Raw genomic sequence first — 21,355 nt, 5'->3', positions numbered from 1 at the left:
TGAATCCATACATTTTATAACTTTAATTGAGAAATTTTAAAATATATTATAATTATATATATAACTACATCATTTTACCATATTATTTAAAAAAATCTAACAATGATAGATAATTAATGCTTTAATTCTTACCTTCTTACATTTTCATTTTCTTACTAACATACATCCTCATCTGCCCCTTTTATTAATTCACTAGCCGCTATTTTATTATTAGAGTTGCATTCTTAAATGCCATAACTTAAACCTATTTCATACTTACTCTTATCCTCATCCTTTAACTCCTCGATCTTCATTCAGATTCTTAACAAATACTCTTTGCCACCTCTAATGTTGAATTTAGAAAAATAATTACGAATTCATCACCACTTATTCTAAATACTGTATCAGTCTTTCTGGTATTTGCTCTAAGAATACTACCAACTTCTTCTAGAATCTTATCCCCCTCACTATGACCATAAACTTCTATTTATAATTTAATTGTACAATCAGCCATCCATGAAAATTTACCCTTCCAATAACTTTTTTAAGAAGTCTTATTGAAATGCAGTAGACAAAAATAAACTCCCCATCAAAAGATGCGGAGCTACCATAGTCTAATTCGAAGCAGTATCATTAACAACATTACTTATTTATTATGAATAATCTTATCTTTTAAATCTAAAAACCATGTATTTTCGCCATCAATTTCTAATGCATCATTTATTATATTAAGTGCATAATTAGTTTTTCCTTCTTCTTTAAATATATATGCTTCCTGGTACATTGCATCTAGATCTTCTTTATCTATTGCAATTATCTTATCATAGTATTCAATTGCTTTATTTACATCTTTATTTATATTGTATTCTATTGCAGCAATTTCAAAGTATGGTTCTAGAAATTTATTATCTTTATCAATACATATTTTATAGTTTTTTAATGCTTCTACATAATCATTCTTGTACTTTAATGCATTAGCTAAATGATAATACGTTTCTTCTAATTCAGTATTTATTTCAATTGATTTGTTATAATTTTCTATAGATTTATCAATATTTTCAATTTTGTAATAAAGATTTCCTAATGAAAAATAAGCATCATATTCATAGGGTAATTTACCAACAATTTTTTCATATACCTCTATAGCTTTATTATATTTTCTTAAATTGGCCAGACAGAAAGCTTTATTATAAAATGCAATACTATCATCCTTGTTAAATTCAATTGCAGAATTAAAACATCTTAATGCCATTAAGTAGTCATAGTCTTTTATTCTTTTTTTCTTTTCTGCATTAATATGTTCATTTCCCCGTTCAAAGTACTTATCTCCAGAATTAAATTTTTCAAAGCTTAATTCTTCAATTTCGCTGTCCTTAAACACTTTATTTATTCTAATTCCCTTATATCCTTCAATATATTTAATAACATTATTCACCACAGGTTGAGATTGTTCTTCTAATGCGTACCATACATTTGCTTGTCCAAATCCTTCACCTTTAGGAACACCATTACGCCCTGCAACTGGAACATCAAAAGATCTCATGCTTAATGGCAATAATACACAATCTTCAGCTTTTGACTTAACATTAAAAAAGCAATTACGTGTATATTTATCTTGGTAATCCCTATATACTGTAGCATTCTTATACCACCCAACGATTTTAGGATTTCCCCACTTATCTTTTGAAACCCAAACCACTAAAACATCTTCAGCTTTATTAGCTTTTTTGTCTATACCTTCAAGCTTTTCTATATGCAATTTATTTCGTCCACTTTTACTAGATTTAGTAGAAAAATAACCGTAACAGTAACCATCTATATCTAAAAAGTTACTTTCCTCTCCACCTTCACGATACTCATCTACATACTCACCCCCAGTATAAGGCATTCTGCTTCTTTCATTATTTCTTCCATTATAAAATTCCATCCATATTATTCTAAAAAATAAGATATTCAATAAACATCCTCCTACATTTCGAATTTACTTATCCCAAAATCTAAAAATCTTTCATGTTCAGTATGATTAAGATACTTGTGCTCCTCTTTTGGTAAATGTGTAGCATACTATCCCTAATTTTTTATTTTAATATGAATCACCAATATTAGTTTTATTATCTAGCAACCCTTCTCAATCCCACATAATCACATAACTAAAGTCTTCGATCAAACTCTTCTTTCCGCACTTAGGGCAATGAAATTCAGATAAATCGATACCCTTCCTATGCCCTTCTGCATCTTTTTTTACATCTGCAGCTTCACAAAGAACTGCCTTACATTTATTGCATTTATACTCTGGTACAAAAACTCCACCATCATATTTTACTTTATAAGCAAAACGTTCATAGAATTCTCCACATTTAGGACATACAAAAATCTCATGGCCACAGTCTCCTAAAATTCTTCCATTTTTTTCATTGAGCAATGCTCTTACTAAATTTAATGTTTTCTTAGATTTAATAAGACTCGGAAATATTGAAAACTCTGAATCTATATCTTGAAGATTATCCGGGCTATACATCATACCAATGCCAATCTTAAATTGTTTTTCATAATCGCATTTGGTACACCTAATACCATAACTGCTACCCATTTTATTCTTCCTATTTTGTATCATCAAATTCTAATTTAAATCCTTCATTAATGAAAGCACACTTAATAAATTTTTTTAAGAAATCGCTATAAATTTCATAATGTTTAATTATGTCATCAAATGAGGACTTTTTAAATTTGCTAATTAAAAGAAATTTTTCATTTTTATAAAACAATATTTCTGAACCATACTCATCTACTTCTAAGCTTAATGCATTATTAAAAAATTTTGTAATATTCCTAACTAAATATATGTTTTCGTTATCTTCTAATGCATCTGCTAATTCTATTTGATAAAAATTCTCACCAAATCCTGAATTAAAATCATCACAATCACAACTCAAAGATATATTTATACTATATTTATTATCATCTAGGTTTCTCTCCCATATTTCTAAACCCAAACCATATTTTTTACCTTTATGCTCTACAACATCAAGTGATTCATTATTTAAAAATGAGCACGAATATTGAGATTCACAAATACTTTCTGCAAATGATACGCCGTCAATATTAATGCCAATATCTAATTTTGGTATTTCTAATTTAATTCCTTTACGAGTAAAATTTGAGTTGAATAGTAAATCCTCAAACTTATCAATATTAATACGACTAATATTTTTATACAATATCATTCATCCCCCTCAACTTTTTAATATTTAATATTTACATTTCAAATTTACTTATCCCGAAATCTAAAAATCTTTCATGTTCAGTATAATCAGGATACTTATGCTCCTCTTTTCTAAAAGTCTTATCATGATTCCAATATTTGTGGTGCAAAAGTTCATGATATATTACATATTTAACTGTTTCTCTTGGAACATCCGGTGAGTTAAGCAAACAATTAATTCGAATACTATCATCTAGTCTGTATACTCCATAATATTGTTTATAAACCTTATCCGTCCAATCAATAGATTTAATGCCTGTAAATTCCCCCTCAAACATTTCATTGATAACTTCTTTTGTAAGAACCTTAATATCATAAATTGGTTCTTGTCTAAATGGTATTAGCTCAATTGGCATCTCCTCTACCTTTATTCCAATTGGTGGTATTCCATCTTTATAATTTATAAAATCAAAAATACGTTGCCTATAGGCCTCTATGCTTCCAAAGATATTTTCAATAATTTCATTTTCCTCATAAAGTTCATCTGGATAAGCAAATAAATCTAATCTCTCATCCTTTATTTTTAGACTTACAATAGCAGGGTCAATGATTTTACGGTCTTCAAAGCTAAACATATGAGGCATTTCATTATCTTCTCTAAGATTATCTAAAAATAGTTCTAAATCCTCATTTCTTGGAGGCATCTCAAATCCCCCAAAATATTTTTGCAAATCTTCCGTTGTAATAGATTTATCTTCAATAATATGTTTTCTGTCCTCTAAGAGTTTTTTAAATCCATGTATCTGATCTGCAAAAACAAGCATGTGATAATCATTCCCATCACTATCAAGAAGTGAATACCAGCCAGCAGGTAACGCAATAGTTTTTTTAGCCTTGCTGCCCCAAATATAACTTATACCGTTTATAATATCATGAAAGAGTTCCAAAGGAATAAAATTTGGTCTTCTGGATCCATAGCCTTTTTTAGAATCAGGATCTATTTTTCTAGTATCAATAAGCCACTGTGGATTAAGCCATTTTGTGAACACATCCCACTTATCACAAAAATCAACAATATTTACTTTCTCTGTTCCACCTGCAGATTTTCCTCTCATACCTCGCCCAATCATTTGCATAATCAAAACGTCACTTTGTGTTGGTCTTGTAATAAACACGGTTTGTATATCTGGAACATCACTACCCTCAGTTAAAATATTTATATTTACAAGAACATCAAGTTCTCCAGCTTTAAATCGTCTAATTTTAGCCTCGTTACCATCATGTAATGAATATATATAGTCACAACGAATTCCTTTTTTCTGTAATTCCTCACATAGTGAAATACAATGATAAGCGTTTAAAGCAAATATAAGAGTTTTACCATACTTCTCTTTATTTTCAACATATGTATTCACTATGATGTCGTTCCTTTCACAGGAGTGAGCAATTTTTTCAACTAAGGAAGGTGATAACTCTCCCCACTTTTTAATGAATTTTTCTTCATCTATGCTGGTGATAGCCTCCACATCTGTGCCTGTTTCAATTCTCTCAAACTCTGGCTCTGCAAGAATTTGTTTTGTTATAAGCTCGCTCATTGGTATGCTATAAATAATATTATTATCAAATAGCTGCAAAAGATATTTGCTTTCTTTGTCATTCATTCTAACAGGTGTTGCCGTAAGTCCTAAAAGTTTTGCATTCTTACGTACTTTTCTTATATAATCAATGGTTTTACGGTATGACTTTGCAACTGTATGGTGTGCCTCATCTACTACCACAATAACATTCTCTGCTAAAACTTTTTTTAAATAATCAAGGTTTCTGCAAACTGACTGAACACTAAGAATCATTATATTGTCATCTTTTTCAGTTGCTTTGATTGTAGCGTGTTCTCCAGATATACAGGCCATCTTAATTTTTTTGATGTTTTTATTTTCCAGTTTTACAAGTGGTGCAAAATTATAGAAAGCATCCGCAGTTTGATCAATTAACATATGACGATGAGTAAGCCAAATAACCTGATATCCTTTGCTTACAAGGTTTTTAAGAAGAAAACATACTGCAGTTCTTGTCTTTCCACTTCCAGTTGGCATAACAAGGAGTCCTGCTGCTTTATTTTGCTTTATAAAATTGTCAGTAAGTTTTTCTACTGCCTCTTTCTGAAATTCATATAATGGAACATCACTTGCAATACTTTTTGTCATATCTATTGTAATTGGTATAGAAAATCTTGAAGCATCTTCGTATACAAAACTTGAACCTCCAATCTCTGCAAGAGCTGATATATAAGCACCTATAAGTGTTGCTGTAAGTTTCATACTGGTTAAATCGTTAAGCATCCATGAGTTATTATTATTGCCTGATTTAGGCTCTATACTTTTATAAATTTTCGCGACCAATTCCGGCCATTTTTTAAGTAATCTAAACTCAATTTCTGTCCGATATCTAATAACAAATTTTTCATCTGGAAATTGACAGATATCCTCCATAAAAGGTATTAGTGTATCATTGTCCTCCGTAATAAATGTTGGCACTAACTCAATTTTTGTTTTTTTAGAATAAACGATACTATTAATAAATTCGTTATCAAATTTTGTCCAAGTGAATTTATTCATATTTTACATCTCCCTTTTCTTAATTTATGACTTAAGTATACAGCGACTTTAGAATAAAATAGTGGATAAGTTATCCCCCAGTCTTTATTCCTTTGATCCTCTCTCTTTAAGTAAATTTATATCACAATATTTTTTCACATCTTCATAAAACACAGAGAAATCATCCTTATCTCGCAAAGCACAAATTACTATATAATCAAACTTATTTTTAGGGTTAAGTCCCCCACTAAATAATTCAAAAAGTTTATCTGCAATTTCTATATCTATTTTTAACCCTACCGTAAATTTGGATAAAAAGTTTCTTGTGATTGCACACCTACCATTTAGAATTTTTCTCATAGTATCTTCTGGAATACCACATTTAAAAGTAGTACAATCATATGTTCGCTCTGATTGTTTTGAATACTCAAAAAATAAATTACTGAGCATTTTTCTTAGTTCTAACCCATTCCCATCCCATGCACCCATATCACCAGGCAGTACTCTATATGATTTTATTTTCTTTATTGGTTCTATAATACCGTAGGACACAAATTCAGCTGTTTCAATTTTATCTTTGCTAACATCTAACCACTTTTCCATAATACTTCTCCTTTCACCATGTTCTGCCTATAGCAAGACCTTTACCGCTTCACTATTATTCCATTCTCCCAAATTTACTATTACAACACTCTCTCTCAACAATATTGTTAATAATTTTATTTACTATAACTCTCAAGGGTATTTATAATTTTAAAAGCAATCATTTTTATTTAATCACTTTATTTTTTTGAATATTTTTTGTTAAGCTTGCGCTGAAATTATATATTTAAAAATATATGTCACAACATAATTTTACATTTTATTATTTAATTGTTTATTAATTTCATTCTATCACAGCCACTTTGCTAAATTAGGGGAATAAAGTCACATTAAAAATTAAAAAAGGTTGAGTGGATTTTACCTAAAGTTCTTTAACATTAGAAAGTAGAAAAAATAAAACAGATAAGCATTAACCGCCTATCCGTTATGGTAATTCCCTTGTGCTTAAATTTGATATTGAGTTTAGTAATTCCAACCGTGTTTCTTCAATATTCTCATTTAGAATATCTACTTCAATTATTCTTATATTAACTTCTTCATTAAAAACCTTAACCTTAATAGTTATTGGTTTTTCAAGTTTATCTTTATATTTATAAGCAGGATAAACTAAGAATATATCTTTGCATTTATAATGTGATGCATAACCAATCATTTGATATATATCCGACTGTGAAACAAATGAATCTGACCTCGCTGCTATCTTTTTATATTTTGCATCTAATATTACTTTAACATTGTTACCTTCCGTTACAGTAATATCAGGTTTCATAAGAAATATATCCTCCCCTTGATATTCTCCAAGATAACGTTGTGGCTTTTGGTAATTAACTTTACATTCTTTACCTTCTATGTTTATGTAAGCTCCTTTCAAAAGCTTAAATAGATAATATTCAAAGAGTTTATTTAAAGGTACTAGGAAAGTGAATACATTTTCATCTCCATTCTTAAACCCCGGTTGTTGATTGTAGTAAAATAGTTTTGCAAAATTATATAGAGGTTTATACTTTTCATTTAATCTATTGAACTTTATACTATTAAATATTATTGGAGATAATGCTATTATATTAACATCCTCTAAGTATGTAAGGGCTAACTTAATTTTTACCTTACTTGAATTTATCTTTGTTACATATATTAATTTTAAAAATATAGTTTTAAATATTCTATTAAGTACCGTGTCTATAGTAAATTCCTCATATTCAACATAATGAAGATGGTTTGTATAAATATTTTTTAATAAAGACTTTTGAAACAGTATCTTTCCTTTAATAAACTGAAGGTTTTCTTCTGTGGTTTCATATTGCCTATGAGGATCAGTACAAAAAAGCTTTAGAAATTTATCTATAAACATGGTTATGAATATTTCTAATAAATCATTTTTACACCCTTCTATAGTCTGTGGCTTAGGAATTTCTTTTATTGACAAATAACCAGAGTAAGATAGTAATCTCAAAAGAAGTTCACAGGCCTCCCTTGCTTCCTTGTCTTTATCATAACTATCCTTGCTATATATCTTTGGCAATATTTGAATTCGTGTTTCTCCACTGACTACAAACCCTACATAATGTTTCATAATAACAGTTCCATCAGCTTGTATTGAAAGATTCTGTGTTCCCCACAGATCTTTCAAACCCAGCATGTCTTTTTTCTGTTTTTCAGTTAGTTGCATTTTTATTTGATTATCCTCAAATATTGTAATTACTTCACTATTCATTTGCATTTCCTGCTTGGCATATTTTTAATAATGCAGCTTCAAATTCTGAGATTCCCCCTGATTTTTCTTTATAGCTTATGAAGATAATGCTTCCCATATCATCAAAAAATTCTTTTCCTGTTATTGCCTTAAGACTTTCAATATCACCATAAAAATATTCCATGAGGAGAGGCAGTATTTTATAGTACCATACCTTGTATAAATCTCCCATACTGATAATATCTATAAAATATGCATGACCTATTCTATGCTCTCGATCAAGCTTTTTAACTATTTTAATATTCAATGCATTCAATAATTTTCCAAGATCTATTGTATTATTAACTTTGGGACTAATTACAACGTTAGGATTATCGAATAGCTTTATATCCGGCTCAATCTCCACAAATACAAATCTTCTTCTCAATGCAGTATCTAAAAGTGCAATAGATCGATCCGCAGTATTCATTGTTCCGATTATATATAAGTTTTCAGGCAAGGTAAATGGCTTTTTTGAATATGGTAAAACACAATTAATTTTACCACGCTTATCTTTTTCTATTAGTGTTATAAGCTCGCCAAATATTTTTGATATATTACCCCTATTTATTTCATCAATTATAAGATAATATGGTGCTATTTTTGCTTCACTTCTTACCACTACCTGGTTGCTTTCATCTTCTTTCAATATCCTATTTAAGTCTGTAAAATTAATTCTATGAAGCTGATAAACAGTTTTTAATGTGAGTATTGTCTGTCCATTAAATGCATATATGTCGTAACCAGGATTATAGTGCTTTATCCATTTAATGCTACGTCTATGTGAGTAACTCAATTCTGGCTTATAATCATATTCTCCCTCTACTACTCCTATATCTCGTATAGTTCTAGGTCCGTCGTAAATAAATACCACATCACCAATTTGAATTTCGCTAATGAATGTATATACCGAATCTGCATCTTGAAAAGGTTTTTTTCCATTTACTCCTCTTTCAATTTTAAGCAAATCAAATACCTCTTCATAGTTTTTTTCTTTAAGATTTATATCATTCAACCAGCCTATGGCAATATCATTTCTAGCTATACATTCATTATAAATTTTTTCATCTTTATTGCGACTTCCTAAGGAAATTTTCCAGATTCTACTTTTTTCACTGATTATTTCAGTTCCTTTTATTCTTTTATCAGCCTTTAACACCTGCATTGAAGCCAAATTTGCTAATTGTTTTAAGATACCATCCTCAACCTTGTACTTAATTCCAGTTCCTTGCTCTGAATCCTCATCATCATTTATCTGTGGACGTATTCCCTCAATAAATTCTTCATAAGAATAAGATTGATGAAAAGTTATAAATTTAACTCTTCCATCTTTTTCTATGGTTTCAAAAGAAGTATGTTTATTACTATAGTTAATATCCATATATTCTATAATCTTTGCTGTGGAATAAGTTTTTCCTGTTCCAGGTGGTCCATAAAGTATCATATTCGGATTAAACTTAAGTAAGTCTACATATTTTTGAAACTCAGCAGCTTCTTCTGGATTTGTTTCTTCTTCTTCTACAAATTCTACATCTTCTATAGTAGAATCTATCTTAACCTTAGTCTTAGAAGGTGCACTTTTTTTTCTCCCTACCAAAACATTATCATATAATGCTATGGGATTGGAAACAATGAACTTGCCGTTTTCTTTTAAATCAGATATAACAGATTCAAGATAATTTTTTTTCTTACTTGCATTATCTATTTCAGCATATTCCAAAAGCTGTGGTAACGAATATTTTTCTTCGTTTTTTATATCATAAAGTTTACTTAACGATTCATAAATCTTCAACTGTCCATCCTCGTAAATATAAATTCCTTTAATACTACCTTCTTCGATATTGTTAATAATAATACCAAAATCTCTTTCATCCAAAATAAGCTTTTCACCATCAAGCGCAATAAAAACATTTCTAAAGTTATTCCTGAATTCTATACTATCAGGCTCAGGACATCCTTTTGACACTGTTATTTTAATAAAGCCACAATTTTTAACACTCTTAGCACTCTTATTTAACAAATTAAGATCTGGTTCAAAGTACCTGTATCTAATAAATTCATCCGATAATCTTATAGGCTCTTTAAATGTTTTAACTAACTCAAATACAACTACTCCATCTTTATTAATCTTATTTTCTTTTTTAGTATATTCTTTTACACACCAAAGTTCATTTATTTTTCCACTAAAAACAGGAAACACATAATCACCAGGTTTAATACCTCCATACCAGTCAGCGCCCTCAGCACCAGCCGCATAAAATCTTTCCTCTACTTGTTCTGGATAATTAGAACTAAATTTTCCAATATATAAATCAGTCATAACCATACACTCTCCTCTAAAGTTTGTATAAACCAAATCAATTAAAAATCACGAATATTTTAATATCTTAAAAAGCTCTATTAACCCTATTCCCAAACCCTCTCCAGCACAACTCCCTCATTAAATCCACCACGTTCCTCCTTCTTCTGCTTCCTCTTCGCAAACAATTCCACTTCTGTATATCCAAGATGACTAGCTAGTCCCACCAATACCTCCAGCACATCTGCTAATTTCTCTAAATTTAGCACATCCACATATTCTTCAAGACTGTGTACTATTTTCTTATCACAAATATAGGAAAATGCTTTATATTGAGTACTGCAAAAATCATCTATATAATTATCATATAAGAGCAATTTATCGTTTTTCTTACTATTAACGTTTTTAAAGGTTGGTACAAGATTCCACATTTGATCATTTCTTTATCTTCACTTTTATATAAAAAATCCAGTAGTTCTTTTTCATTGCAATTGGTTGGAAACTCATTCTTCAAAGCTACATAACCAATAGACTTTTTTAGGTTATCAGAGAACCCAAAATTCAATTTGAATTGTCGCTGAGGGTACCACGCATATACTATCATCCTAGCAATAAGCTTTTTAAACTCAATCTCCATATTTTCAATGCTAACTTCCTCTAATATTCCAAGCAACCAATACATTTTATAGCTGGCTACCATCTTGTCATCATCCAAAAGTCTAGAGAAAATCCTTGAATCTATTAAGTTATTAATTGGCAAGTAGCCTACTATATCCTTAATGTTTATTAGATCTATAGATGCGTTTTTCTCGCCTTTTATATGAGTCTTTAAGTCTATCATCTTTTTTAATATCCTATTTTAAATCTAAAATTTGGTGCCATCTACGTGGCAAGTGGCAAGCTCTTATTCTTAAACATATCTTTAGCTTAAAAATTTTATTTTTAAACAAGTGCAATTATTTAAAGGTATTTGCAAATATATAAGACCTAATCTTACTATTATTTCTTTTTACTATGCATTAAATCAAGTATTTGTTTTAATTTGTTCACATCTAACTGTTTTTTACTATTTACACCTAAAAACTGTTTAACATTAGAAAACTGCTTAAAATTGCAGTCTATTTTACGTAGTTCATTTGCTTCAATAGGTTCAAAAACTTGTATAGTATCCTTATAAAATGTGATTTCTCCGCTATACTTTCCATCTTTTATTCCATCATACTTTTCTAGGTAGTGTAAATTTTTTTACACTACTTTTTCGATTTTTCTTATATATATCAAGGGTTACAGAGTTTTTTAGATACAAAAAACAATGACCCCCTAATTACATGTTATAATTGAGTATCTAACCTCACAAAAATACACATGAAAGGGTGTCATTGTTATGAGTTCAATTATAACTTATTTAGTTTTGTATAATCAATACCTTTTGAAACAAATTAGTATATTACTTCTATTTATTGCTAAGCATATTCCTCTAAAACAGTGGGCTTTTGACGATTCCCATAGTCCCGAATATCAAAAGTTCAAGGTGGACAAGCTTCCTCAGATGATCATTCCAAATCCTGTAGATTATCAACTACTTTTAGGCTATTATAAACATAAATATGGTAAGAGTGTTAAACCAATAAATCGCAGGTCTAAGGAAACCATTTCTGAAACTACCGTATGTCCTCGTTGCGGCGCTCCGCACCATTATATTTATAAAAATAATGGTGCTAAAGGTCAGTATCAATGTAAAATCTGTGGTGAACTTTTTAGTGAAACCAACATTTATACTTATCCTTTAGCTTTACGTTGTCCTTACTGCCAAAATATTCTTGTTCCCAAGAAAGACCGTAAAAATTTTCGCATACATAAATGTGTTAATGCTAAGTGCTCTTACTATCGTAAGAATCTTGCTAAACTTCCCAAAGGGTTAAATGTTGCAGATAAACATAAGTATAAGCTCCACTACATTTATCGTGAATTTAACATTAATTTCTTTAAGATGGACTTGCATGAACTTCCTTCAAATGCGATTAACTTCAAATACAAAAAGTTCAATGCCTACATAATGGGTTTATGCCTTACTTATCATGTTAACCTTAAACTATCAACAAGGATGACTTCGCATGCCTTAGAAGAAATACATGGCATCAAAATTTCCCATACAATGATTGCTAACTATGCTATGACAGCTGCCGCTGTTATTAAGCCATTTACGGATACCTTTGACTATAAGCCTGCCAACATCCTTTCTGCTGACGAAACGTATATCAAGGTAAAAGGTATCCACCATTATGTCTGGTTTATCATGGATGCCTGTAAAAAATCCATCCTAGGCTACCAGGTATCAGATACTCGTGCAGTAGGACCTTGTATCCTAGCCATGCGCATGGCTTTTGAAAAATTTAAAACCTTCCCAGGTAAAGCTTTGAAATTTATTGCAGATGGTTATAGTGCATATCCTCTCGCAAGCCAACAATGTATGCTTGAAAAAGGTTGGGATTTTGATATTACTCAGGTCATCGGACTAACTAATGATGATGCCGTATCGACTGAATTCCGCTGGGTAAAGGAGGTTGTGGAACGCCTTAATCGAACCTTCAAATCATCTTACCGTGTAACTTGCGGCTATGGAAGTGAAAATGGTGCTCTATATGGTGTATCCCTCTGGGTCGCTTATTACAATTTTCTGCGTCCTCATCCTCATAACTATTGGAGACCATTAAATGAGTTAGATGAGTTAACTAATGCAGGTAATATGCCTGCTAAATGGCAATTACTCATCTTACTTGGTCAACAAACTATTTTAAAAATGCAAACAAATCAATGCTCATGATCAAGTAATATATTTTTAATATTAATTGTATTTTTGCCTTAACTTTAAGGCCTTTTTGGCATGTCTAATTTCATTCTGATATTAATAAATCAAGCTATTTTCAAAATATTTTTTGTATATTTAAGCCAAACTAGTTCATCTCATTTTTTCATAGATTACTTTACACTACCCTTTTCTACATTCTTCAGTTGTGCCGATGCAATTATTTTATTATCATATTGAAATAATATTAAGCTTCCATTATGATTTTTTATACCTATCTTTTTAAAATGATAACTACAATCTTGCCTATTAAATAACTCCTTTAAGAAATACTCTTTCTGTACTTCAGCGATTGTTTTATTATCAAATTCTCCATTTTTACTCATAGGCATTATTCTTATTTCTTGAACTGATTCAATTAATATAAACATATATATTCTCCTTATTTTTCATAATTTATATACAATTGGTTATTTTTTATTACTTATTAATTTAATAATTGCTCTACTAGTTTGATTTATATTTGTATTACCTATACTTATAACATTATAGAGTTGAATAGGTTATTTAACTTTTAATCATACAACAAGTAATTATTCGAGTTCTTTTTTAATATTATGTAATTGAATCAAATCTTTTTATACTTAAAATAACATTCATGTTTTCACGCCCCAGTCGATAATTTCCCTTATTAAAACTATTATAAGAGAATAACTTTTTCTTACCTAGCAATTAATTGTAACTTTCGTAATCTTCTTTACTTTTAATAACACCCTATAGTTGTGACCAAAAGACTATATTACCTTATCAAACACCTTGTAATCCACAAACATTCTCGAAATCACATCAATACACATAATTTCTTCTCCTTTTAATTTTCAATTGTGCATTATAATTTTAATATTTTATAAGCGTTTCTACAACTCACTCTTGACATATCAAATATTGTTTGGAAATTTGTTACACCTAATTCATTAAATCTATTCTCTATTAATGCTGCTCCAGCATATGGCCAATCTTTAATTTCCCCACTATTTATATGAGATAATATAATCTCACTTATTATATTATCATCACGAAAATAGTTAAGTTCTGACCACTCCGCTAATGCTTCAGTAACAACACTATATATATAATTGTTTTTATTTTCATGAGAGGTAAATAATGATTGTGAATGATTATAGTTAGCCCCCTCAAAATTGGCTGCATGGGTATGCTCATGTACAAGAAGTGCTGTTATTAAATTTTCAATTAATAAATCTTTTTTAATATTAGGATTAGCCTCATATACCTGGTCTACCCTTTTCATTATTCTATCAATACAAATTAATACCTTTCCTGTATTAAACTGCTCAATACATTCTGGAAAACCATTGTCGACAAGTATCTTGGCAAATTGAGGATCACTGCCTTCACTTTTATGAAAATAAACACCATAATTATGCATTTCCTTTATTATAGTACAAAACTTATTAGTAGTGATTTTAAATTTATACAACATTTTCTTCAACATTTCTAATGTTATTACGACAACCTGGATAAGATCAGTTAACTTATTAGTCCATTTACCATCTTCAACAATATTTTTCTTTATGATTTCAAAATTTTTGTTACTTAAATATTTTTCCCATACTCTAATTAGTGGATATACTTTTCCTTCTTCATAATCAAGCCTTATATCTTTTAATCCACGTTTATTAGTGATTTTCCAAAAAGTATTTAGTATTTCTTTAAAGTTATCAAAGAAATTTTCAATAAAATCCATATCTTTTGATATCTCTTCAATAAACAATTCATCTAAATTTATATTATCTTTACCTTCACAATATTTTTCAAAATAAAAGCACATGCCTTCTGACTTCCATCTTAATTTATCTAATTGCACCTCTTTTAAATTACAAAAATTCATATAATCAATATCTTCACCAATAGAATTAAACCTTTTAGCATGATACCCTATGGCTATCCACGATAAAAATTTTAATACTTCCTTGATGTCCTCAAAAATAAGTTCATCTGTCTCATACCCTAACAATCCAGAATATTTTACTTTTATTGTATAATCATCTACTATATATGTTGTAACAGGATAATATCTAACCTTAGTTAATTCCTCTATATACGGAATTACCTTTTGCATTGATTTTTGAATAATATCTATATATCTTTTTTCTGTAGCTACTATGGGGATAACAGAAATGCTGCATTGAAATTTTTGTTTGAATTCGCACATGAAAATCCCTCCATTTTAATCAAAATTTAAATTCTTTTTGTATTTCTTCTAAAAGAGTCTTATTAAAATCCGAAAAAAACTCTATCATCTTGCCAAAACTATTCTTTTCATTTATAAAAAGCGCTCCAAATTCGCTCTCTTTTGTACCTCTATTACTAATTTCACCTGTGTCTAATACTTCTTTACTCCTTGCTTTCATATTCTCTAAGAAACTTTGAAAACCTATTGTTGCATTCCTACACACATTAAACCATCTGAAAAACTAAAAGCACTATCAAATCGTTGCTCTATTATAAAATTTCCTTTTGAATTAATGCAGCCACATTTCCCATTCAAATAAACTACTGCTAATCCCTCCTCAAAAGGAAATACTAAATCAAATTTTGGTTCTACTACTATTTCACCTGATTTATTAATAAAGCCTTCTTTACCACTTATAGTGACATTAGAAAATCCATTTCTAAAAGAAGTAGACCTTACATACTTAGGTTCTATCACATAATTTCCTGAATCATTTATAAATCCATACATGCCATTTATTTTTATACATGCCAATCCTTCTTCAAAATCATAGGCCTCTTCAAATTCAGTTTCTATTACAGTTTGGCCATTTTTATTAATATAATTCCATGTACCACTTCTAAGTACCGCTGCTAAACCATTAGAAAAGTTACCTGCATCTTCAAATCCTTCAAATACAATTACTCCACATTTATCTGTAAATCCCCACCATGGATCATCTATGCCTAATGAAACCGGTGCTAGTCCCTCTGAAAATTTTAATCCACCACCATTAAAACATGGTCTTATAACCATGTTCCCTTTAGTATCAATAAATCCTACTTTCTCATATATAGTTACAGACATAAGATCCTCATTATAAGATTCCATAGAATCAAAATCATACCGAGGTTCCATTATAAATTTACTGTTGTTATCTAATAATCCCCATACCCCATTAAGTTTTACCCAGGTCGCATTTTCCGTTGAACTTCCAACAGCATCATACAAAGGCTCAATTAAATATTGTCCTTTTTTGTTTATAACTCCATATTTATTATTTGTACTTACCCATGCTCTTCCATTATAAAAATCTAATGCATTATCAAACTTAGGCTCAATAGTAAAAGCACCAGTTTTATCAATATAACCATATAGTGTTTTCTTATTAGGCACTAGCCGATGTTTAATTTCTCCACTTATGAACATTTCATATAATAAATTTACTCTCCTATTAAATTCTGTATCAAAATCTCCATTATAATCTTCGCATCCCATATGAAAGGAAATAACAGGATACCATTCAATATGACCTTTTAAGTATTCAGTTATAGCCGAACTATGAAATAGTTCATTACATAAGTCATCATGATCTTCTAGCCATGTAATAAATTCCAATGGATAAGCCATTCTGTATCCTCCTTGAATAATTTATTTAGCTTTACACTTTCCCTTTAATGCAATAGGAAATATCTGAATCATATTGCTTAACAGCTTATAATTATTATGTTTTATTCCCATTGCACCATAAATTCTATGATAATGCCCTAACCATTTTTCTATACCAGTGGTCTTATAATCCCCCTCTGTAAAGTTAATTAGAACAAACCAAGTTGGTATATTCAAAACTTCATTCATAAAATATAAAAATGCTAATCTGTTTCCAAGTTGATAATAATGCTTAGTCCAATCAGTAGTTTCAATTCCATAACACTCCTGGGTAACTGTTATTGCCTTTTTTATCTTATCAATACTTTCTGTAGACACAGCTTTTATGTCTGATTTAGTTTCATCAATATGTGCCTTAGCCTCAACAAGTAACAATCCCTTTTGTCCCTTAATATCATTAACAATTGCTAAACCATCCCATTGCGGACCATTTTTAGGCCAAAATTCTCTTAGTTTTTCTTTCGCTTTGCTAAGATTAACTTCATCATCTAAATAAAAAACTTCTAGAAAATCATCTCTATACTCATAGAATTCCTCTTTTCCTAGTTTTTCTGGTTTTTTTAAAGGTGACTTCCACTCTATTTCAGATTTACTGCCAATAAATGATAGTAGTGATGGTGATGCCGCAATTATTAGCTCTGATAATTTCTCTTTTGCATTGACTATGTACTCCTGTAAATATAATCTGCTTCCCTGAATTGCTGAACCTGAATTTAAATTAGCCATCTAAACCACTCCTTCTATTTATATCATCTCATGTATTAATATCTATTTTATGTTATTTCAACATAAAACTATTTTTTCCTTCAATATATGTAAAAATAGGCAAAATAATAAAACTCTAAGATTACCTCAGAGTTTTATTAGCAAATTTTTAACTTTATAAATAATATTTCACTGGAGTTCTTTCGAACAAATACTATTGTACCTATTCTTGAATAAAGTTGATGGGATACAATTTTCCCATTCTTTTAACAAATTTACCCCATTCTAGATTTATACTTTTCTCTAAAATTAAAAAAACTATCAAAAATTTTAATTCATTTCGATAGCTTTCATAAGTCAGGAGTCCTGGTAGAATATGTTACTTATTAGCAGATACTAATTACAAGTGTGCTCTGGCAACTCTATAATCCATTTTCTAAGGTTACCCAAATTCTTTCTAGCCAATTTTTCAAGTTCAACAGTTGATGCTTTCACTTTACTCTTTTTAACATTTAAAGAAGTTATTATGGTTCTATTATCCTTATATTTCAGGCTAAATCCCTCTGGAGCTATTTCTCCATTTATACTTTCACTTACAACAAGATATGCTGAGTAGACCTTTTGTTCAGGATGTCCACTGCAGCAGTACTCAGTTCGATATCCTTTTTTATTTAAATTAAATATTATATCCAATATAGGAGTGTCAATATCTTCAAGTTTACTTAAGCACTTTCGACAGAAAGTTTTCTCATCCTTATAAGTGGTAAGCAAGCTCGACTTCGTCTCACAACTACCCCTGAGGTGTAAAATTTTCCAATAAGATGTAATAAGATATTATCCCGAACCAAAATAGACCCATCAATGTAGATGGGTCTTTTAATACATTTTTTATTTTGCTTTTTTAGGACTTTAGATAATTATACCTTTCATCACTCTGTTATTAATAAATTAAAGTATTAAAAAAAACACAACTAATTCATTTTAAACTGTTCTTTTTCTTCTCTAAAAAATCAGTAAAAGTATTGGTAGGCAATTTTCTATTTTTTAATAACATCTTCGCCCAAATTTTATTTCCTTCATCCTCTGAAATATATTGTTTGTTTAGTGCTTCGATTAAAATATCACCAGTTGTAATATGATCTAATCCATATTCTTCTACATACTGCTGAATATCTCTCATATTATTACTTGCTAATACTCCACCTCTAATTTTAACTAACGCAATTGCTGCAGCTTCACCTTTACCAATAACTTTGAAACCTTTGTCTGGATTTCTTGTTAATTTACAATATATTTTATACTCTTCTGTATCCATCTCAATATTTTCAATCAATATATCTCCATTATTCTTTAAAGTATCGGTCAGTGTCTTTAGATGTGGTGTTCTTGGATGTGATAATTCTGAGTAGACCTGACCAGGTAATATAATTTTACCTCCGTAAAGTTTTATTAAAAGATTTTCATTTTTCACCCAAAGAAACGCACATAAACAATCAGTGTCAAAAAAATATTTATCAATCATATAATTCTACACCTTCACTTCCTAGATTATAAACTATATCTGCTCTGAAGGCATCTAACAACAACTCTTCGTACTTTCCATTTGAAATTAAATCTCTTTCTTTTAATTCTTCTACCTTTTGCACATATTCACCAATTGAAAAATACTTTCTTTCTTCTTCTGATGCTTTATATAATTTATCATCATATCCGAGTCTCATAGCCTTTTGTATAACTGCCATTTTTAGACTATTGGATGTATTAAAATCCAAATATCCATCATATACTAACCTGTATACCATAGCCTTATGACTCAATTGATAAAACTGTTCCATATTTATAACATCTTCTATATTCAATGCATGATTATCTAGCATATTATATTCTTCTAAATAAGCTCTTAGTGAATCATATGGAGCCAAAAGATATGAAGCAAATTTATCTGCCTCTTTTTCACTATCTGATTTTGATTCACTAATATCCTTCTCACAAATTACACTTCTTAATTCTTTTTCAAAAAACAAGTGATATAATTCATGTGCTGCTGTAAACCTCTGTCTGCCATAAGACATGTTTGAATTTATCCCAATTACTTTACTGTTTCCCTCTCTAATACACATTCCACTTAATCTATCAGACATTGGGTAAAATACCAAAGTAATTACCTTTAAATTATTAATTAATGAAAAAACATCGATTGGTGATGAAGAGTCTTCCTTTAATAATTTTCTCATTTTTAATGCATTTGAATTTAGTTCAATACTACTTTTCAATATTAACCGCCTCCAGCATTAAGTTAATAAATCTAATATTAAGTGCTACTTTATTTATTGCTGATATTGTTTCTAAATCCTCATTTTGCAATTTATTTGAACGAAATGCAATTGACATCGGTGTGTATTTCTCATCTTCACTTTCAAAATATCTTAAAGTACATCCAAATAAATTACACATTTTTTCAAGTATATCTACACTTAATTTTCGCTCTGCTTTTTCAAATTTTGATACATAACTCTGATCAATATTTAAAAAATTTGCTATCTGTGCTTGGGTTAGATTACTACTTTCACGTAACTCTTTAAATCTTTTACTTGCTAAGTTAACATTTTCCATAATAATTCCTCCTCTTATTAGTTTCATTATATTATATCTTTGTCATAATTTCAATGTATTATTCAGTATATATTATGACAAAACTATTAAAATGATGCTTAGATCTATTTTTACTTTCAACATCTCCAAATTTTTCTAATAATACCAAATCTGTTTCACATAGCAATTCATCATTATTCTGTAGCATTACTTATAACTTCTATTCTCTAATGAATTCAGTACCACACTTTTTACAAATAATTTGTTTTTGAAAATATTCATTAGGAATTTCTCTAATATATAGCTCACTGCTACCACATTCTTGGTATCTCGTAGATATCAATCTCAGAAAGCTTATCTTTTTGAACCGCATATAATTCTCCTTTTACTCTTTCTTCAATGTCTTCCACTATCCCAGGGTAGTATCCAAGATCATACAAGGCAAAGCCCTTCAAAGTACATTCACCTTTAAATACCGCACCATCCAAATAAGTATGACCTTTTCGATGACTGCTCATAAGAGTTCCATAGCCGAATAAATATACTTCTTCTTTGTCCTTCATCATATTTAATACCTTCCTTTATTAAAACACCAAATTCATTAAATCTCTATACTTATACTAATTCCCCGATACCCCTTAAAGCCCTTGAAATATCCGCAAAATCCTTATTTAAATCAACAGTCTTTATAAATACATTATTACCACTTAATTTATAAACTTGATTCAAATCATAATCCACCGTTGGATAAAGTAACATCCCGCTTACTTTACCACTAAAATCACTATTTTTAACATATGCAAAAATTTGATACAGATTACCTGAGATAAAGGTTTTATGCTCACTTCTATAGTTTTTTTGCATAGCTTGAGGATAAAATTTTGTATCAATAATAAGCCTATGATTATTTTTAGTTAAAGAAATATCTGTACTCATACTATGTAATAACTCTATATAGTCATCATCCGTCTTCCAACTAATCTTTTAGCAAGTAAAATCTTTCTGCATGCTCTTCCATATTTTACAATGTGGTCCATGGCCATCAACCTAACAGGCCCATTTAATGTAAATAGTAGAATATTTCAACTAAATACCTTTATATAAATACGAACTAAAAAACAGAATATTTATTTTCAATAAAGAGTGTATTTTATCCTTATT

General features: G+C 29.5%; 23 protein-coding genes. 1 reads left to right on the top strand and 22 read right to left on the bottom strand.

Going from position 1 to position 21,355, the window contains the following annotated elements; translation table 11 throughout:
* Positions 1 to 301: 301 nt before the first annotated feature.
* The 10 genes from ACREVU_RS12440 to ACREVU_RS12395 all read right to left on the bottom strand — a co-directional run bounded on the left by ACREVU_RS12440 (position 302) and on the right by ACREVU_RS12395 (position 11,250).
* A complete protein-coding gene (locus tag ACREVU_RS12440) occupies positions 302 to 466 on the bottom strand; it encodes a diguanylate cyclase domain-containing protein (protein ID WP_431551978.1) in 165 nt (54 codons plus the stop codon).
* A gap of 159 nt (positions 467 to 625) precedes the next feature.
* Positions 626 to 1,936: a tetratricopeptide repeat protein gene (locus tag ACREVU_RS12435; RefSeq protein ID WP_431551917.1), complete on the bottom strand. Its 1,311-nt coding sequence runs from the start codon at positions 1,934 to 1,936 to the stop codon at positions 626 to 628.
* Positions 1,937 to 2,107: 171 nt separating this feature from the next.
* Positions 2,108 to 2,593 carry a hypothetical protein gene (locus ACREVU_RS12430; RefSeq protein WP_431551916.1) on the bottom strand — a complete coding sequence of 162 codons (486 nt, stop codon included), beginning with the start codon at positions 2,591 to 2,593 and terminating at the stop codon, positions 2,108 to 2,110.
* Positions 2,580 to 3,197 carry a hypothetical protein gene (locus tag ACREVU_RS12425; protein ID WP_431551915.1) on the bottom strand — a complete coding sequence of 206 codons (618 nt, stop codon included), beginning with the start codon at positions 3,195 to 3,197 and terminating at the stop codon, positions 2,580 to 2,582. Before ACREVU_RS12425 ends, ACREVU_RS12430 begins: the two co-directional genes overlap by 14 nt.
* Before the next feature lie 37 nt (positions 3,198 to 3,234).
* A complete protein-coding gene (locus ACREVU_RS12420) occupies positions 3,235 to 5,796 on the bottom strand; it encodes a DEAD/DEAH box helicase family protein (RefSeq protein WP_431551914.1) in 2,562 nt (853 codons plus the stop codon).
* 84 nt (positions 5,797 to 5,880) lie between these two features.
* Complete coding sequence (locus ACREVU_RS12415) at positions 5,881 to 6,378, bottom strand: hypothetical protein (RefSeq protein WP_431551913.1); 498 nt, start codon at positions 6,376 to 6,378, stop codon at positions 5,881 to 5,883.
* A 424-nt stretch (positions 6,379 to 6,802) separates the two neighbouring features.
* Entirely contained in the window at positions 6,803 to 8,092 is a 1,290-nt protein-coding gene (locus tag ACREVU_RS12410) for an McrC family protein (RefSeq protein WP_431551912.1), read from the bottom strand.
* Complete coding sequence (locus tag ACREVU_RS12405; protein WP_431551911.1) at positions 8,085 to 10,430, bottom strand: DUF8426 domain-containing protein; 2,346 nt, start codon at positions 10,428 to 10,430, stop codon at positions 8,085 to 8,087. The genes ACREVU_RS12410 and ACREVU_RS12405 overlap by 8 nt, the downstream gene beginning before the upstream one ends.
* 86 nt (positions 10,431 to 10,516) lie before the next feature.
* Positions 10,517 to 10,786, bottom strand: a complete 270-nt coding sequence (locus tag ACREVU_RS12400) for a hypothetical protein (protein WP_431551910.1) — start codon at positions 10,784 to 10,786, stop codon at positions 10,517 to 10,519.
* A complete protein-coding gene (locus ACREVU_RS12395; RefSeq protein ID WP_431551909.1) occupies positions 10,762 to 11,250 on the bottom strand; it encodes a hypothetical protein in 489 nt (162 codons plus the stop codon). The genes ACREVU_RS12400 and ACREVU_RS12395 overlap by 25 nt, the downstream gene beginning before the upstream one ends.
* Positions 11,251 to 11,793: 543 nt before the next feature.
* Here ACREVU_RS12395 and ACREVU_RS12390 point away from each other — a divergent pair.
* Positions 11,794 to 13,233 carry a DDE-type integrase/transposase/recombinase gene (locus ACREVU_RS12390; protein WP_431551908.1) on the top strand — a complete coding sequence of 480 codons (1,440 nt, stop codon included), beginning with the start codon at positions 11,794 to 11,796 and terminating at the stop codon, positions 13,231 to 13,233.
* A gap of 155 nt (positions 13,234 to 13,388) precedes the next feature.
* Here the strand turns inward: ACREVU_RS12390 and ACREVU_RS12385 are convergent, their stop codons facing one another.
* The 12 genes from ACREVU_RS12385 to ACREVU_RS12330 all read right to left on the bottom strand — a co-directional run bounded on the left by ACREVU_RS12385 (position 13,389) and on the right by ACREVU_RS12330 (position 21,130).
* Complete coding sequence (locus ACREVU_RS12385) at positions 13,389 to 13,646, bottom strand: hypothetical protein (protein ID WP_431551907.1); 258 nt, start codon at positions 13,644 to 13,646, stop codon at positions 13,389 to 13,391.
* 458 nt (positions 13,647 to 14,104) lie between these two features.
* A complete protein-coding gene (locus ACREVU_RS12380; protein WP_431551906.1) occupies positions 14,105 to 15,448 on the bottom strand; it encodes a hypothetical protein in 1,344 nt (447 codons plus the stop codon).
* A gap of 19 nt (positions 15,449 to 15,467) precedes the next feature.
* Entirely contained in the window at positions 15,468 to 15,647 is a 180-nt protein-coding gene (locus tag ACREVU_RS12375) for a hypothetical protein (RefSeq protein WP_431551905.1), read from the bottom strand.
* Positions 15,648 to 15,670: 23 nt separating this feature from the next.
* The gene (locus tag ACREVU_RS12370; RefSeq protein WP_431551904.1) at positions 15,671 to 16,858 is read right to left on the bottom strand and encodes a WG repeat-containing protein; all 1,188 of its coding nucleotides are present in this window, start codon (positions 16,856 to 16,858) and stop codon (positions 15,671 to 15,673) included.
* A 21-nt stretch (positions 16,859 to 16,879) separates the two neighbouring features.
* On the bottom strand, positions 16,880 to 17,623 hold the full coding sequence (locus tag ACREVU_RS12365; protein ID WP_431551903.1) for a hypothetical protein: 744 nt from the start codon (positions 17,621 to 17,623) through the stop codon (positions 16,880 to 16,882).
* A 375-nt stretch (positions 17,624 to 17,998) separates the two neighbouring features.
* Complete coding sequence (locus ACREVU_RS12360; protein WP_431551902.1) at positions 17,999 to 18,373, bottom strand: hypothetical protein; 375 nt, start codon at positions 18,371 to 18,373, stop codon at positions 17,999 to 18,001.
* A 205-nt stretch (positions 18,374 to 18,578) separates the two neighbouring features.
* Positions 18,579 to 19,124, bottom strand: a complete 546-nt coding sequence (locus ACREVU_RS12355) for a PIN domain-containing protein (RefSeq protein ID WP_431551901.1) — start codon at positions 19,122 to 19,124, stop codon at positions 18,579 to 18,581.
* The gene (locus ACREVU_RS12350; RefSeq protein WP_431551900.1) at positions 19,117 to 19,875 is read right to left on the bottom strand and encodes an ImmA/IrrE family metallo-endopeptidase; all 759 of its coding nucleotides are present in this window, start codon (positions 19,873 to 19,875) and stop codon (positions 19,117 to 19,119) included. The genes ACREVU_RS12355 and ACREVU_RS12350 overlap by 8 nt, the downstream gene beginning before the upstream one ends.
* Positions 19,865 to 20,215 carry a helix-turn-helix domain-containing protein gene (locus ACREVU_RS12345; protein WP_431551899.1) on the bottom strand — a complete coding sequence of 117 codons (351 nt, stop codon included), beginning with the start codon at positions 20,213 to 20,215 and terminating at the stop codon, positions 19,865 to 19,867. The genes ACREVU_RS12350 and ACREVU_RS12345 overlap by 11 nt, the downstream gene beginning before the upstream one ends.
* A 58-nt stretch (positions 20,216 to 20,273) precedes the next feature.
* Positions 20,274 to 20,402: a hypothetical protein gene (locus tag ACREVU_RS12340; RefSeq protein WP_431551898.1), complete on the bottom strand. Its 129-nt coding sequence runs from the start codon at positions 20,400 to 20,402 to the stop codon at positions 20,274 to 20,276.
* Between the two features lie 103 nt (positions 20,403 to 20,505).
* Complete coding sequence (locus ACREVU_RS12335) at positions 20,506 to 20,760, bottom strand: gamma-glutamylcyclotransferase family protein (RefSeq protein WP_431551897.1); 255 nt, start codon at positions 20,758 to 20,760, stop codon at positions 20,506 to 20,508.
* Between the two features lie 49 nt (positions 20,761 to 20,809).
* Positions 20,810 to 21,130, bottom strand: a complete 321-nt coding sequence (locus ACREVU_RS12330; RefSeq protein ID WP_431551896.1) for an McrC family protein — start codon at positions 21,128 to 21,130, stop codon at positions 20,810 to 20,812.
* Positions 21,131 to 21,355: the final 225 nt, after the last annotated feature.

Origin of the sequence: Clostridium sp., from assembly GCF_050717535.1 — a bacterium.
GTDB lineage: Bacteria > Bacillota > Clostridia > Clostridiales > Clostridiaceae > Clostridium_AD.
Note: the sequence above shows the minus strand (reverse complement) of the source record. Positions and strands in the feature narration are given on the sequence as shown.